Annotated in this window: 14 protein-coding genes; 6 read left to right on the top strand and 8 right to left on the bottom strand. The window is 66.2% G+C overall.

Annotation, left to right across the window (positions count from 1 at the left end):
* Positions 1–138 precede the first annotated feature (138 nt).
* The 3 genes from AB7F10_RS04305 to AB7F10_RS04295 are packed head-to-tail and all read left to right on the top strand — an operon-like array spanning position 139 to position 4,810.
* Positions 139–1,944 (top strand): FAD-dependent oxidoreductase, encoded by a 1,806-nt coding sequence (locus AB7F10_RS04305; RefSeq protein WP_428557510.1) that lies wholly within the window; start codon positions 139–141, stop codon positions 1,942–1,944.
* Positions 1,914–3,758 (top strand): 2-oxoacid:acceptor oxidoreductase subunit alpha, encoded by a 1,845-nt coding sequence (locus AB7F10_RS04300; protein ID WP_428557511.1) that lies wholly within the window; start codon positions 1,914–1,916, stop codon positions 3,756–3,758. Before AB7F10_RS04305 ends, AB7F10_RS04300 begins: the two co-directional genes overlap by 31 nt.
* Positions 3,755–4,810: a 2-oxoacid:ferredoxin oxidoreductase subunit beta gene (locus AB7F10_RS04295; protein WP_428557512.1), complete on the top strand. Its 1,056-nt coding sequence runs from the start codon at positions 3,755–3,757 to the stop codon at positions 4,808–4,810. Before AB7F10_RS04300 ends, AB7F10_RS04295 begins: the two co-directional genes overlap by 4 nt.
* Positions 4,811–4,816: 6 nt before the next feature.
* On the opposite strand, the gene AB7F10_RS04290 is transcribed toward AB7F10_RS04295, so the two are convergent.
* Positions 4,817–5,299 (bottom strand): hypothetical protein, encoded by a 483-nt coding sequence (locus AB7F10_RS04290; RefSeq protein WP_428557513.1) that lies wholly within the window; start codon positions 5,297–5,299, stop codon positions 4,817–4,819.
* A 235-nt stretch (positions 5,300–5,534) separates the two neighbouring features.
* On the opposite strand from AB7F10_RS04290, the gene AB7F10_RS04285 reads away from it, so the two are divergent.
* Both AB7F10_RS04285 and AB7F10_RS04280 read left to right on the top strand, forming a co-directional pair.
* Complete coding sequence (locus AB7F10_RS04285) at positions 5,535–6,419, top strand: NAD(P)-dependent oxidoreductase (RefSeq protein WP_428557514.1); 885 nt, start codon at positions 5,535–5,537, stop codon at positions 6,417–6,419.
* A gap of 13 nt (positions 6,420–6,432) precedes the next feature.
* The gene (locus AB7F10_RS04280; RefSeq protein WP_428557515.1) at positions 6,433–7,152 is read left to right on the top strand and encodes an SDR family oxidoreductase; all 720 of its coding nucleotides are present in this window, start codon (positions 6,433–6,435) and stop codon (positions 7,150–7,152) included.
* A gap of 18 nt (positions 7,153–7,170) precedes the next feature.
* On the opposite strand, the gene AB7F10_RS04275 is transcribed toward AB7F10_RS04280, so the two are convergent.
* The 3 genes from AB7F10_RS04275 to AB7F10_RS04265 are packed head-to-tail and all read right to left on the bottom strand — an operon-like array spanning position 7,171 to position 8,493.
* Positions 7,171–7,698, bottom strand: coding sequence for an SRPBCC family protein (locus AB7F10_RS04275; RefSeq protein ID WP_428558385.1), 528 nt, complete (start codon positions 7,696–7,698; stop codon positions 7,171–7,173).
* A 14-nt stretch (positions 7,699–7,712) separates the two neighbouring features.
* Positions 7,713–8,174, bottom strand: a complete 462-nt coding sequence (locus AB7F10_RS04270; RefSeq protein ID WP_428557516.1) for an SRPBCC family protein — start codon at positions 8,172–8,174, stop codon at positions 7,713–7,715.
* Positions 8,167–8,493 carry an ArsR/SmtB family transcription factor gene (locus AB7F10_RS04265; RefSeq protein WP_428557517.1) on the bottom strand — a complete coding sequence of 109 codons (327 nt, stop codon included), beginning with the start codon at positions 8,491–8,493 and terminating at the stop codon, positions 8,167–8,169. The genes AB7F10_RS04270 and AB7F10_RS04265 overlap by 8 nt, the downstream gene beginning before the upstream one ends.
* A gap of 114 nt (positions 8,494–8,607) precedes the next feature.
* Between AB7F10_RS04265 and AB7F10_RS04260 the strand changes: the two genes are divergently transcribed.
* Positions 8,608–9,477 (top strand): formate/nitrite transporter family protein, encoded by an 870-nt coding sequence (locus AB7F10_RS04260; protein WP_428557518.1) that lies wholly within the window; start codon positions 8,608–8,610, stop codon positions 9,475–9,477.
* 6 nt (positions 9,478–9,483) lie between these two features.
* Here AB7F10_RS04260 and AB7F10_RS04255 read toward each other — a convergent pair whose 3' ends face one another.
* The 4 genes from AB7F10_RS04255 to AB7F10_RS04240 are packed head-to-tail and all read right to left on the bottom strand — an operon-like array spanning position 9,484 to position 14,071.
* A complete protein-coding gene (locus AB7F10_RS04255) occupies positions 9,484–9,885 on the bottom strand; it encodes a hypothetical protein (protein ID WP_428557519.1) in 402 nt (133 codons plus the stop codon).
* Between the two features lie 18 nt (positions 9,886–9,903).
* A complete protein-coding gene (locus tag AB7F10_RS04250) occupies positions 9,904–11,325 on the bottom strand; it encodes an RluA family pseudouridine synthase (protein ID WP_428557520.1) in 1,422 nt (473 codons plus the stop codon).
* Positions 11,322–12,671, bottom strand: coding sequence for a replication-associated recombination protein A (locus tag AB7F10_RS04245; protein WP_428557521.1), 1,350 nt, complete (start codon positions 12,669–12,671; stop codon positions 11,322–11,324). Before AB7F10_RS04245 ends, AB7F10_RS04250 begins: the two co-directional genes overlap by 4 nt.
* Entirely contained in the window at positions 12,668–14,071 is a 1,404-nt protein-coding gene (locus tag AB7F10_RS04240; protein ID WP_428557522.1) for a Do family serine endopeptidase, read from the bottom strand. Before AB7F10_RS04240 ends, AB7F10_RS04245 begins: the two co-directional genes overlap by 4 nt.
* Between the last annotated feature and the right edge of the window lie 103 nt (positions 14,072–14,174).

The following is a 14,174-nucleotide window of genomic DNA, read 5'->3' as shown; positions in this document are numbered from 1 at the left end:
TACGACTAAATAAGATGTCTCCCGGAGTCAGGCCCCAGAGCGATGCCCGGCCGGAAGGGAAAGACGGACGCCAGCGCTTTCAAGCGTGACAGCGACACTGTCTTCGCAGGAAAGCGCGCGTCCGACATCAAGAGTGTCATGACGCCGACCGATATTTCCGATCCGAGTTACTTCCATAAAGTCGTCGACTGTCAGTGGGCCTGTCCGGCCCATACGCCCGTCCCCGAATACATTCGCCTGATCGCCGCCGGCCGCTACGCCGACGCCTACATGATCAACTGGAAGTCGAATGTGTTTCCGGGAATTCTCGGGCGCACCTGCGACCGCCCCTGCGAGCCGGCCTGCCGGCGCGGGCGCGTCGAGGACGAGCCGGTCGCGATCTGCCGGTTGAAGCGCGCGGCGGCCGACAACAAGGGCGACATCAAGGACCGTCTGCCCAGACCTGCGCAAAAGAAGAACGGCAAGCGCGTCGCGCTGGTCGGTGGCGGGCCGGCCTCGCTGACCGTGGCGCGCGACCTCGCGCCGCTCGGCTACAGTTGTGTGGTGTTCGATGGTGATCCCCGCTCCGGCGGCATGATGCGCTCGCAGATCCCGAAATTCCGGTTGCCGGACTCGGTGATCGACGAGGAATGCAACTACATCCTCGATCTCGGCGTCGAGTTCCGCGGCGGCGCGCGCGTCGACAGCCTCAAGGCGCTGCTGGCGGAAGGCTGGGACGCCGTGTTCGTCGGCTCCGGCGCACCGCGCGGCCGCGACCTCGACATTCCGGGCCGCGCCGAAGCCGCCAAGAACATCCATATCGGCATCGACTGGCTGTCCTCCGTCTCGTTCGGCCATGTCACCAAGATCGGCAAGCGCGTCGTCGTGCTCGGCGGCGGCAACACCGCGATGGACTGCTGCCGCTCGGCGCGCCGTCTCGGCGGCGAGCAGGTCGACGTGGTGGTGCGCTCCGGCTTCGAGGAGATGAAGGCCTCGCCCTGGGAGAAGGAAGACGCCCAGCACGAGGGCATCCCGATCCACAATTTCCTCGTCCCGAAGGAATTCACCCACGAGGGCGGCAAGCTGACCGGCATCACCTTCGAGAAGGTAAAGGCGGAATACGACGCCAAGGGCCGCCGCAAGCTGGTGCCGGCCGGCGAGCCGGACGTGCATTTCCCCTGCGACGACGTGCTGGTCGCGGTCGGCCAGGAAAACGCCTTCCCCTGGATCGAGCGCGATATCGGCATCGACTTCGACGACAAATGGGACATGCCGAAGGTCGACGACAAGACCATGCAGTCGAGCCTGCCCAAGGTATTTTTCGGCGGCGACGCGGCGTTCGGGCCGAAGAACATCATCTGGGCGGTGGCGCACGGCCACGAGGCGGCGGTGTCGATCGACAAGTTCCTCAACGGTGAGGACGTCCACGACCGCCCCGCCCCGGCGGTCGAGATGATCAGCCAGAAGATGGGTATCCACGAGTGGTCCTATGACAACGACGTGGCGCTCGACGAGCGCTACAAGGTGCCGCTGCGCGACAAGGATCAGGCGCTGAAGGACATCCGCGCCGAGGTCGAACTCGGTTACGACCAGTTGCTCGCCTACAAGGAAACCCAGCGCTGCCTGAACTGCGACGTGCAGACGGTGTTCGCGACGAAGCTCTGCATCGAATGCGACGCCTGCGTCGACATCTGCCCGATGGACTGCATCACCTTCACGATGAACGGCGAGGAAGCGGAGCTGCGCACCCGTCTCACCGCGCCCGCGGCCAACCTCACCCAGGACCTTTACGTGCAGGGCGGCCTGAAGACCGGACGGGCGATGGTGAAGGACGAAGACGTCTGCCTGCATTGCGGGCTATGCGCCGAGCGCTGCCCGACCGGCGCCTGGGACATGCAGAAATTCTTCCTCGACATGACTTACGCGGGACCACAATGCCGGCCACCAGTCCGATCAGCGGCGTAAACGACTTCGTCGTCCGCTTCGCCAACGTCAACGGCTCGGGCTCGGCGAGCGCCAACGAGATGTTCGCCCGCGCCATCCTGCGCATGGGCATTCCGGCCGCGCCGCGCAACATCTTCCCGTCGAACATTCAGGGCCTGCCGACCTGGTACGAGGTGCGCGTCTCGGAGGCCGGCCATCTCGGCGCCCGCGGCGGCACCGACATGATGGTCGCGATGAACCCGCAGACCTTCGACAAGGACATCGCGAGCATCGAGCCGGGCGGATATCTGCTCTACGACTCCACCAAGCCGATGCCGCCCTCGAAATTCCGGCCCGACATCACCGTGATCGGCGTGCCGCTGACCGCGATCTGCAACCGCGAATACAGCGACCCGCGCCAGCGCCAGCTCTTCAAGAACATCATCTATATCGGCGTGCTGACCGTCCTGCTCGACATCGACGTCAAGGTCGTCGAGCAGCTGATCGGCGAGCAGTACAAGGGCAAGGACAAGCTGATCGCGCCGAACATCCATGCCCTGCATATCGGCCGCGACTACGCGACGCTGAACCTCTCCTACCCGCTGCCGATCAAGCTGCGCGCCAGCGACAAGGTCGGCGACCGCATTTTCGTCGAGGGCAATTCGGCCGCGGCGCTGGGCGCGGTCTATGGCGGCGCGACGGTGTGCGCGTGGTATCCGATCACGCCGTCCTCCTCGCTCGCGGACGCCTTCACCCGGCATTGCGCCAAGCTGCGCATCGATCCCGAAACCAAGGAAGCGAAATACGCCATCATCCAGGCCGAGGACGAGCTGGCCTCGATCGGCATGGTGATCGGCGCGGCGTGGAACGGCGCGCGCGCCTTCACGGCAACCTCCGGCCCCGGCATCTCGCTGATGCAGGAGTTCATCGGGCTGGCTTACTTTGCGGAAATCCCGGCGGTGCTGTTCAACGTGCAGCGCGCCGGCCCCTCGACCGGCATGCCGACCCGCACCCAGCAGTGCGACATCATCTCCTGCGCCTACGCCTCGCATGGCGACACCAAGCACGTGCTGCTGTTCCCGGAAGACCCGGCGGAAGCCTTCGACATGGGCGCGCAGGCGTTCGATCTCGCCGACCGGCTGCAGACGCCGGTGTTCGTCATGCTCGATCTCGATATCGGCATGAACCACCACCTCTGCCGCCCCTTCGCGTGGGACGACAAGAGGATTTACGACCGCGGCAAGGTGATGACCGCGGCCGAGCTTGAGGCCGGCAAGGAGTTCGGCCGCTATCTCGACGTCGATGGCGACGGCATCCCCTATCGCACCTATCCGGGCACGCACCCGACCAAGGGCTCGTTCTTCACGCGCGGCACGTCGCGCGACCGTTACGCCAAATACACCGAGGAAGGCGCGCCTTACGTCGACAATATGCAGCGCCTGCTGCGCAAGTTCGACACCGCCAAGGACCTGGTGCCGCGGCCGCTGATCGCCAATGCCGAGAAGCCGACCAAATACGGCGTCATCTATATCGGCTCGACCGCCCCGGCGATGGACGAGGCAATCCACTTGATCGAGGCGCGCGGCCATTCGCTCGACCGCATGCGGGTCCGTGCCTTCCCGTTCCATTCGAGCGTCAACAGCTTCGTCGCCGACCACGATTTCGTGTACGTCGTCGAGCAAAATCGCGACGGGCAGCTGCGCTCGCTGATCGTCAACGAATGCGGCATCGACCCGGTGCGGCTGGTGCCTATCCTGCATTTCGACGGCACGCCGATCACCGCGCGTTTCATCGCCCGTGCGATCGGCGACCATCTCGACCAGCTCAAAGTAAAGCCCGCCAAGGTGGCGTCATGACCTATATCGCCAAGCCGAAATTCCACCATCCCGACCTGCCGAAGAACGCGCTGGGCTACACCCACCGCGACTACGAAGGCGCGGTGTCCACCCTGTGCGCCGGCTGCGGCCACGACTCGATCACCGCCGCAATCATCCAGGCGTGCTTTGAACTCTCCATCGAGCCGCACCGGGTGGCGAAAATCTCAGGCATCGGCTGCTCATCGAAGACGCCGACCTACTTCCTCGGCAATTCGCACGGCTTCAACTCCGTGCACGGCCGCATGCCCTCGGTGCTGACCGGAGCGAACCTCGCCAATCGCGATCTCATCTATCTCGGCGTGTCCGGCGACGGCGACAGCGCGTCTATCGGCCTCGGACAGTTCGCGCACTGCCTGCGGCGCGGCGTCAATATGGTTTACATTGTCGAGAACAACGGCGTGTACGGCCTGACCAAAGGCCAGTTCTCGGCGACCGCCGACCGCGGCTCGAAGTCGAAGCGCGGTATGATCAACACCGACAATTCCATCGATCTCGTCGCGATGGCGTTGCAGCTCGGCGCATCCTTCGTCGCCCGCTCCTTCTCCGGCGACAAGCACCAGCTGGTGCCGATCATCAAGGCGGCGATCGCCCACAAGGGCGCGGCCTTCATCGACATCATCTCGCCCTGCATCGCCTTCAACAACCATGCCGGTTCGACCAAGAGCTTCGATTTCGTGCGCGAGCACAACGAGGCGGTGAACCGGCTCGATTTCATCTCGAGCCGGATGCCGATCGAGGTGAAATACGAGCCGGGCACGGTGGAGATGGTCGAGCAGCACGACGGCTCGCGGATCGCGCTGCGCAAGCTCTCCGCCGATTACGAGGTGCACGACCGCACCGCTGCGCTCGGTTTCCTGCAGCACCACGCCGCCAAGGGCCAGGTCGTCACCGGCCTCCTGTTCGTCGAGAAGGAGTCGGAAGACCTGCACAGCCATCTGCGCACGGTGAAAGCGCCGCTCAATGCGTTGAGCGAGAAAGAGCTGTGCCCCGGCCAGACGGCGCTCGACGCGATCAACGCCGGGCTGCGGTAGTCCGCATCATCGTCTGAAATCCAGCCGTCCGGCCGGAAAGCAGCCGTCGATCCGCGTTGCGTCCACCACGCGCCCGACCCACGGGCGCACGATCGCCGGGTTGGTGAGATTGATGTATTTGCCGACGAGACGCCGTGCGCCCTCGCGCCGCGCCTCGATCAGCCCGTGACGGCGGCCGTTGTCCCAGTCGAACCGCAGATAGACACGGTCGGCCGCGACGCGAAGCTCGGCCCGGCCCTGCTTCCATTGTTCCGGCGTGTCGCCGGGAATGGTCGGGTCCGCGCCGCCATTCCAGCGGCTCGCCCAGACCCCATCGAGCGGATCGAAGGCCGCGGGTGCTGCGCCCCACGGCGCGGCGTTGACGTCAGCCGCATCGCCCGCAAGCGCGGCGGTCGCGGCGAAGTCCATGACGTCGCGGCCCTCCGGTTCCGGCACGTCCATGGTTCCGAACGGATTGCGGATGACGAGATTGGTGCTGACTTGCTGCATGGCGCTGTCCTGCGTTAGGTGACTGTTCGCGTCCTTGCTATCCGCGCGGGACGCCGCTGCCGACCCGATTTCTGGCACGATGACGTTTCGGAATTTCGCTCTCTCCTCCGTCATGGCCGGGCTTGTCCCGGCCATCCACGTCGTTACAAGTGGCTTGAAGACGTGGATGCCCGGCATAAAGCCGGGCATGCCTGATAGTCTGTGGCCGGTTGTTCCTCAATCCGCACGGTGGACGATGAAGGTCGGTTTTATCGGGCTCGGCATCATGGGCGCCCCGGTCGCCATGAACATCCTCAAGGATGGCCATGCGCTGACCGCCTATAACCGCACGCCGGAGAAGGCCCGGCCGTTCAAGGAGGCCGGCGCGACGATCGTCGGCTCGCCGGGTGAGATCGGGGATGTCGATGTGCTGGTCACCTGCGTTTCCGACGGCGTGGCCGAGGAAGCGCTGTTCTTCGAGCAGGGCCTGATCGACCGCCTGCCGAAGACATGCATCCATATGTCGAGCACCACGATCGGCGTCCCGACCACGCGCCGGCTCGTCGAGGCTCACGCCGCGCGCGGCCGCCTGTTCGTGACCGCCCCGGTGCTCGGACGTGCCGTCGACATGGCGGCGGCACGCAAGCTGTTTGTGATCGCGGCGGGGCCGGCCGAGGGCCTCGCGCGGTGCAAGCCGCTGTTCGACGCCATCGGCCAGCGCACGTTCGTGTTCGGCGACGATCCGGTGACGGCGACGGCGGTGAAACTCGCCGTCAATTTCCTGTCGGTCTCGGCCATCGAAGCGATGAGCGAAGCTTTCGCGCTGACCGGGCGCTATGGCGTCAAACCCAACGACTTCTATGAGTTCTTCAGCAATTCGCAGTTCCCCGCCCCGCCCTACAAGGCCTATGGCAAGCTGATCGCGCAGGACAGCTTCACGCCGGCGAATTTCGTGGTGCCGCTCGGCCTGAAAGACGTGCGGCTCGTCATGGAAGCCGCCGAGCTGGTCGACATGCCGATGCCGAGCGCCGGTGTGGTGCGCGACCATCTCGTGCAGGCGCTGGCGCAAGGCTATTCGCAGGAGGACTGGTCGGTGGTCGCCCGCGTCATCAGGAACAATCTGGCGCCGAAGGCAAAGTGACAGGAGATCGGATATGCCCGCACCCAAGTCCCACATCGTCGTGATCGGCGGCACGTCCGCGCTCGGTCTCGACATCGCCAAAGCGGCGCATGCGGCCGGCTGCCAGGTGACGATCGCCGGACGCGGCGCGGAGCGCGCCGCCGGCGTCGCGACGTCCATCGGCGCCGGCGTGACGGGCGTGCATATCGACCTTGAGGACTCCGCCTCGATCGGGCCTGCGCTGCGCGAGGGACCGCCGATCGATCATCTCGTCATCACCGCGATCATGCGGCTTGCGACCACGGTGAAGGATTTCAACGTCAAGGAGGCCGAGCGGCTCGTGCGCGTGAAGCTGGTCGGCTATGTCGAGGCGGTGAGTGCGGCACTGCCGCGGCTGAAACCCACCTCCTCCATCGTGCTGTTCGCCGGCGTGTCGAAAAGCAATCCCTATCCCGGCTCGACCATGATCTCGACCGTCAACGGCGGCGTAGTCGGCATGACCAAGACGATGGCGGTGGAGCTTGCACCGATCCGCGTCAACTGCATCTCGCCCGGCCTCGTGCTCGACTCGCCGATCTGGAAGACCATCCTCGCCAAGGGACCGAACCCCGTGGTGGACGCCATGGCGGCGAAAACGCCGACCAAGCGCCTGGCGATGACGGAGGACGTCATTGCGGGCGTGTTCGCGCTGCTCGACAACAAGGCGATCAACGGCATCGACCTCGAACTCGACGGCGGCATTCAGCTGGTGTGAACGCGCGACGGGCCGAGCCTAGCGGGTCTTGAGCCAAGGCTTCTCCGCGACCGCCTTGGCAACCGCTTCCATGAAGCCCGGCGGCGGCGCCATCTCAAGTTTCGGCGCCTTGCCGGTTTCGAGCAGCGACTTGAGGCCCGACAGGATCGCCGGCCAGCCGGACTGGCCGCCCGCGAGAATGGCGTCCGGCACGTTCCACGAATGCGACTCCGTCATCGTCAGCCGCACCGCCTCGCCGGCCGGCGCGATGTCATAGGTGACGACGCAAACCGGAAGCTCGGCGAACTCCTTCATCCCCTCGACGAGCCAAGTGCAGGAAAAGCGTTGCGGCGGCGACCAGTCCAGCACCTCGCCGGCGATGTGGGTGCGGCCGTCGGGATACAGCAGGCGGAACGCGCCGCCCTGGCGCGGTTCGACATCGACGGAGAAGCCGCCGAAGTATTGCCTGGTGAAAGCCGGGTCGGTCAGCGCCTGCCAGACTTGCTCGGCCGTCGCCGCGACATAGGTGACATAGACGGTCTTTGGCTTGAACTGTGCGATGTCGATCATGGATGGCACTTTCATGCGAACGTGACGTCGCCGGTCTCGAGCAGCGACTTGAGGTTCGAGAGGATCTTCGGCCAGCCACCGGACACCGCCGCGATGAACGGCGCGCCCTTCTCCGCGTCGGCCTCGTGGGTGATGGTGAGCTTCACCGCCTTGCCGCCCATGCCGGGATAATATTCGGCGACCTCGATCTCCATCGTGCAACGGCTAAAGCCGGCGTCTTTCAGCTCGGGCTTGAATTCGTTGCGCCAGCGGATGACCAGCCGGTTCGGCGGATCGGCTTCGAGAATTTCGCCGGTGTCGGCGACGCGGCCGTCCTCGAAGACGAGGCGCCAGGGCGAGCCGGCCTTGAAATCGGATTCAACCGTGATGCCGAACCAGAATTTCCTGACCGTCGCGGGATCGGTCAGCGCGGCCCAGAGCTTTTCGGGCGTGGTGCGGATGTAGGTGACATAAACGAACGACGGCTTACTCATCGTCAACTCCCGACTGTTGCTCCAGCGCCTTCTTCAGATCGGCGAGCGCGTCGAGCCGCGTGCGCTCGAACTGGCCGATCCAGCGGTCCGCGATCTCGTGGATCGGGACCGGGTTCAGGTAGTGCAGCTTCTCCCTGCCCCGCCGCACCGTGGCGACGAGATTGGCCGCCTCCAGGATGGCGAGATGCTTGCTCACCGCCTGCCGCGTCATGGCAAGGCGCGCGCAGAGTTCGCCCAGCGTCTGCCCGTTCTCGGCCCGCAGGCGGTCGAGAAGCTCGCGCCGGCTGGCGTCCGCCAGCGCCCTGAAGACTGCATCCATGACAACAATATGCAACCTTTTGGTTGCCTGTCAAGGGTGCGGCATGACGTTCCGGCTGCAACCGGTTCCGCCCCGAAACCGTTACTCTGACCGAGGCATCAGGGGGCAAATCCAATGGCCAAGAGCACGACAAAGCGCGGCAACGGCGGCAAGGCCAAGGAGCCTTCCGCGGACAACCCCGACAAAGGCTTCACCCGGCAGGAGATCCGCGCGGTCGAGGACAAAACGCATCCGCGCACCATCGTCACCTATGAGGTGGTGCGCCGCGCCGGCCTCGCGGAGATGGAGCGGCCGGCCTGGTCGCTGTGGTGGTCGGGCATCGCCGCGGGCCTCTCGATCAGCTTCTCCCTGCTCGCGCAGGCGGTCCTCACGATGCATTTGCCGGACGAGCCGTGGCGTCCCCTCATCGCGAGCTTCGGCTATTCGGTCGGCTTCCTGATGGTGGTGCTGTCGCGCCAGCAGCTTTTCACCGAAAGCACCATTACCGCCGTGATCCCGGTGACGGCCTCGCCAAGCTGGAACAGCATCGCCCATATGGGCCGGCTGTGGGGCATCGTGCTGGCCGCAAACCTCACCGGCACATTGCTTGCCGCGCTGTTCTGCGCCTACGCCCCGGCGCTGCCCGCCGAAACGCTCGAAGGCATGCGCGAGATCAGCCGCCACGCGGTCGATCACGCATGGTTCGAGTTGGTGTTCCGCGGCATCTCGGCGGGCTTCCTCGTCGCCGCGATGGTGTGGCTGATGCCCGGCGCGGAAGGCAACCAGTTCCACGTCATCACGCTGATGACCTGGCTGATCGCGGTCGGCGAATTTTCCCACATCATCGCCGGCAGCATGGAGGCCTTCCTGCTCGCGGTGAGCGGCGAGCTTGCGGTCATGCCGATGCTGTTCGGCTACATACTGCCGGTGCTGATCGGGAACATGATCGGCGGCACCGTGCTGTTCGCCGTGATCGCCTATGCGCAGGTGATGGAGGAGATTTGAGCTACGCTACTGATTGATGCAGGCGCCGATGTAGCCGGCCGGGCTGTTGATGTCGTTTCCGTAAGCGCCCGACTGATGCGCGCAGCGCGTGGCGCGGTCCTGGAAGCCCTCGCGCGACGACGCGCCCGGCAGGTTCGGCAAGGCACGGCCGGTGCGCGGCGACAGGAGCGGCGGCGGCACGGTTGCCTGCGCGCGGGGGTGCGGCGTTTCCGGCACCACGATCGCCGGCTGACGGTCGAAGCGCGGCGTTTCGTATTTCGGCGCAAGCCAGGGTTCGAATTGCTTCTGCGTGCGAGTGCCCTTCTCCGGCACCATGATGTTGTAAAGCGTGTCGTTCTCCGCGGCGCACACCGCCCTCGCCCCGAACACGAGGCCGGCCAGCAAGAGAATGGCGAAGCGCCGATCCATACTGCTTATATAGGAGGGTTATTCCTCCGGCGCATCCTCGATCGGATCGTAGCGCGAGGTGTCGAAGCCCAAGAGGTTCCACGACTGCTGCATGTGGTCCGGCAGCGGCGCGGAAACGTCGATGACCTTCTTCGGGTCGCGCGGATGCGGCACCACGATGCGGCGGGCCAGCAGGTGCAGCCGGTTCTGGATACCGCCCGGCAGTTCCCAGTTCTCGATGTTGAAGTATTTCGGATCGCCGACGATGGGGTTGCCGACATGCGCCATGTGGACACGCAACTGGTGGGTGCGGCCCGTCACCGGCTTCAGCGACACCCAGGCGAGCTTCTGCGCGGCGGTCTCGACCACGGCGTAGTAGGTGACAGCGTGGCTCGCGTCCTCCTCGCCATGCTTCGCGATGCGCATGTAGGAGTCCTCGACCTCCTGCTCCTTGGCAAGAAAGGTCGAGATGCGGCCCTGCTTGGGCTTCGGCACGCCGGCGACCAGCGCCCAGTAGAGCTTGCGCGTCGAGCGGTGACGGAAGGATTCGCCAAGCGCGGCCGCCGCAAAGCGCGTCTTGGCGATCAGCAGGCAGCCGGCGGTGTCCTTGTCGAGCCGATGCACGAGCCGCGGGCGCTGCGCGTCGCGGGCCGAGCTTTTCAGCGCCTCCAGCATGCCGTCGACATGGCGCGTGGTGCCGGAGCCGCCCTGCACCGCAAGGCCCATCGGCTTGTTCAACACCATCACGTCGTCGTCTTCGTAGAGCGTGATCGCGCGCAGGAAGGCGCGGTCTTTCTGCGCGGCCGGCGCATCCTCGCGCGGCTCCGGCCGCTCGAGCTTCAGCGGCGGAATGCGGATCGCGTGGCCCTTCTCGATGCGCGCCTTCGGCTCGGAACGCTTGCCGTTCACGCGCACTTCGCCCTTGCGGATGATGCGCTGGATGTGACTGAACGACAGGCCGGGAAACCGCGCCTCGAAGAAACGGTCGAGCCGCATATTGTGCTCGTCGGCGGAGACATAGACCGTCTGCACGCCGGTGGCGGCGGCGAGCGCGGGCGACTCCTTGCGCGGCGGCGGCGGCGAACGCTCGGTGTCGAAAGCCGGCTCCAGATCGCGCTCGACCTCGCGGAAGACGCGCTCCTCGCGCTCGTCACGGCGTGGCCGCCGGTCGTTGCGGGCGCCGAACGGCTTGCCCGGCCCTTTGCGCGGACCTTTGTGCGGCCGTCCGGGGCGCGCGCCGCGGCGATCCCCGAAGCGGTCGTCACGCCGTTCCTCGGAACGGCCCTCGGAGCGCCCCCGCCCGCGGCCTTTGGGCGGGCCTTTGCCCGGCCGCTTGCCGCCTTTGCCGCCGAAGCCACTCCCGCGCTGGTCCTTGCCGCCGCGCTGCCGCGAGCCCGCCTCGCCGCGCCCGCCGCCGGGCTGGCGCGGACCGCCGCGGCGTCCACCCTTGCCTTGTCTCATGAATCGCCTCCGCCCCGCTCATGACGGAGCTTTGCCCAATAGTCGAGGCGTTTCTTGATCTCCCGCTCGAAACCGCGCTCCGGCGGGTCGTAGAACTGCCGGCGCGGCAGCGCGTCGGGAAAATAGTTCTGCCCGGAAAAGCCTTCCTCCTGATCGTGGTCGTAGGCATAGCCGCGGCCATAGCCTTCGTCCTTCATCAGACCGGTCGGCGCGTTGAGGATGTGCTTGGGCGGCACCAGCGAGCCTGCTTCCCTGGCGGTACGCATCGCCGCGCCATAGGCTTTATACGCCGCGTTCGATTTCGGCGCGGTCGCGCAATAGAGCACCGCCTCCGCGATGGCGAGTTCGCCTTCCGGCGAGCCCAAAAAGTCGTAGGCATCCTTCGCCGCATTGGCGACGACGAGCGCCTGCGGATCGGCAAGACCGATATCCTCGATCGCCATCCGCACAACGCGGCGCGCGATATAGAGGCCCGGCTCACCGGCGTCGAGCATGCGCGCGAGATAATACAGCGCGGCGTCGGGATCGGAACCGCGCACCGATTTGTGCAGCGCGCTGATGAGATTGTAATGGCCGTCCTGCGACTTGTCGTAGATCGGCGCGCGGCGCTGGACGATCTCCTGCAATTGCGCCGCGTTGAACACTTCGCCCTTGCGGGCGGCCCGCCAGATTTCCTCCGCCAGCGTCAGCGAAGCGCGGCCGTCGCCGTCCGCCATGCGGGCGAGCGCCGTCCTCGCCTCGTCGTCGAGCGGCAGCTTTTTGCCTTCAAGGTCCTCGGCGCGCGCCAGCAGCTTTTCGACCGCGGCGGCATCGAGCGACTTGAACACCAGCACGCGAGCGCGCGACAACAACGGTGCGTTCAGCTCGAACGACGGATTTTCCGTGGTGGCGCCGACGAGGACGATGGTGCCGTCCTCCATCACCGGCAGGAACGAGTCCTGCTGCGCACGATTGAAGCGGTGGATCTCGTCGACGAACAGCAGCGTGCCCTTGCCCATCTCGCGGCGGGCGCGGGCTTCCTCGAACACTTTCTTCAGGTCGGCGACGCCGGTGAAGATCGCGGAAATCTGCGCGAATTCGAGGTCGGTCGCCTGCGCGAGCAGCCGCGCCACCGTGGTCTTGCCGGTGCCGGGCGGACCCCAGAACACCAGCGAGCCGAGCGAGCGTGTTTCCAGCATGCGCGTCAGCGCGCCGTCCGGCCCGAGCAATTGGTCCTGCCCCACGACTTCGGAAAGCTGCGTCGGCCGCAGCTTGTCGGCCAGCGGACGCGGCGCATCGCGCTCGAGACCCGCCGCGGCGAACAGCGACGGTCCGCCACGCGCGCGTGAGCCGGCTTTCGGGCTCATCCCCCGAGCACCAGATTGATGGTCTGGCCGCGCCGCTGCACGCTGATGCGCCAGACCCGCGCGCCGGACTCCGCCGCCTTGGCGAGATCGCGCGTCCTGGCGATTTTTTCGCCGTTGACCTCGACGATGACATCGCCGCGCTGGAAGCCGACGCTGCGCGCGATCGAGCCGTTGTCGACATCGAGAATGGCGACCCCTTCGGCCGTCCCGCCAAGCTGCAATTCGTCGGCCAGCGCCGGCGACAGATTGGCGATCTTGGCGCCGAGGAACGGCGAACGCGAGCGGATGACAAGCTCGTCGCGCGGGTAATCCGGCGCAATGCGCAGCGCGATCCGCGCGGCGATCTCCTTGCCGTTGCGCAGCACGACGAGACCGGCATGGCCGCCGAGCGGCTTGGTCGCGAAGCGGTAATCGAAGGCATTGGGATCGTCGACCGCCTGGCCGTCGATCGACACGATGACGTCGCCGGCTTTGAGGCCCGCGGCATCCGCCGGGCCCTTCGGCACGACGCTCGCGATCAGCGCGCCGGTCGGCCGCTTGAGGCCGAGGCTTTCGGCGAGATCGCCGGTCATGCGCTGCAGCCTCGCGCCGAGCCAGGGCCGCCGCACCGCCTTGCCGCCCGCCTCCGCCGACGTCACCACCACCCGCACCATGTTGGCGGGGATGGCGAAGCCGACGCCCTGCGAGCCGCCGGAGCGCGAGAAGATCGCGGTGTTGATGCCGACCAGCTTGCCGTCGAGACCGACCAGCGCCCCGCCGGAATTGCCGGGATTGATCGCGGCGTCGGTCTGGATGAAAAACTGATAGTCGCTGATGCCGACCTGGGTGCGCGCGACCGCCGAGACGATGCCGTGGGTCACGGTCTGACCGACGCCGAACGGATTGCCGATCGCGAGGACAACGTCACCGACCTGCAGCGCATCCGAATTCGAGAAATCGAGGAACGGAAACTTCTCGTGTGCGCCCGCAATTTTGAGAACCGCGAGGTCGGTGCGGGCATCCTTCAGCACCACGGCGGCGTCGAACTCGCGCTTGTCGGCAAGCGACACCTTGATCTCGTCGGCGCCTTCGATGACGTGATTGTTGGTGACGATGAGGCCGGAGCCCTCGACGATCACGCCGGAGCCGAGCGAGCGCTGGATCTGGTTGCGCGGCGTGTCGGGACCGCCGCCGAAAAAGCGGCGGAAGATCGGATCGTCGAACAGCGGGTTGCGGTTCTGCACGATCTTGGCGGCGTAGACATTGACCACCGCCGGCGCGACGCGCTGGACGACCGGCGCGTAGGACAGCTGCAACTCGCCGGGCGCCGGCACGCGCCGGTGCTGCGCGAGCGCCGGTGAAACTACCGTCGAGACTCCAAGGGCGATACCAGCCAAGACACCAAAAGCGCGAAGAAACATAGGCCCAGAAGCTCACTCTGCTGTCATGCCCGGCCAAAGCCCGGCGAAGACGGGCGTGAACGCCCTTTCGCTGCCGGGCATCCACATAGGCTTCCCCAGAACG

The organism is Pseudolabrys sp., assembly GCF_050250095.1.
GTDB lineage: Bacteria > Pseudomonadota > Alphaproteobacteria > Rhizobiales > Xanthobacteraceae > Pseudolabrys.
Note: the sequence above shows the minus strand (reverse complement) of the source record. Positions and strands in the feature narration are given on the sequence as shown.

Coding starts and splice junctions, on each gene's coding strand:
- AB7F10_RS04305 (WP_428557510.1), top strand. CDS start 139: ATGACGCCGACCGATATTTCCGATCCGAGTTACTTCCATAAAGTCGTC.
- AB7F10_RS04300 (WP_428557511.1), top strand. CDS start 1,914: ATGCCGGCCACCAGTCCGATCAGCGGCGTAAACGACTTCGTCGTCCGC.
- AB7F10_RS04295 (WP_428557512.1), top strand. CDS start 3,755: ATGACCTATATCGCCAAGCCGAAATTCCACCATCCCGACCTGCCGAAG.
- AB7F10_RS04290 (WP_428557513.1), bottom strand. CDS start 5,299: ATGCAGCAAGTCAGCACCAATCTCGTCATCCGCAATCCGTTCGGAACC.
- AB7F10_RS04285 (WP_428557514.1), top strand. CDS start 5,535: ATGAAGGTCGGTTTTATCGGGCTCGGCATCATGGGCGCCCCGGTCGCC.
- AB7F10_RS04280 (WP_428557515.1), top strand. CDS start 6,433: ATGCCCGCACCCAAGTCCCACATCGTCGTGATCGGCGGCACGTCCGCG.
- AB7F10_RS04270 (WP_428557516.1), bottom strand. CDS start 8,174: ATGAGTAAGCCGTCGTTCGTTTATGTCACCTACATCCGCACCACGCCC.
- AB7F10_RS04265 (WP_428557517.1), bottom strand. CDS start 8,493: ATGGATGCAGTCTTCAGGGCGCTGGCGGACGCCAGCCGGCGCGAGCTT.
- AB7F10_RS04260 (WP_428557518.1), top strand. CDS start 8,608: ATGGCCAAGAGCACGACAAAGCGCGGCAACGGCGGCAAGGCCAAGGAG.
- AB7F10_RS04255 (WP_428557519.1), bottom strand. CDS start 9,885: ATGGATCGGCGCTTCGCCATTCTCTTGCTGGCCGGCCTCGTGTTCGGG.
- AB7F10_RS04250 (WP_428557520.1), bottom strand. CDS start 11,325: ATGAGACAAGGCAAGGGTGGACGCCGCGGCGGTCCGCGCCAGCCCGGC.
- AB7F10_RS04245 (WP_428557521.1), bottom strand. CDS start 12,671: ATGAGCCCGAAAGCCGGCTCACGCGCGCGTGGCGGACCGTCGCTGTTC.
- AB7F10_RS04240 (WP_428557522.1), bottom strand. CDS start 14,071: ATGTTTCTTCGCGCTTTTGGTGTCTTGGCTGGTATCGCCCTTGGAGTC.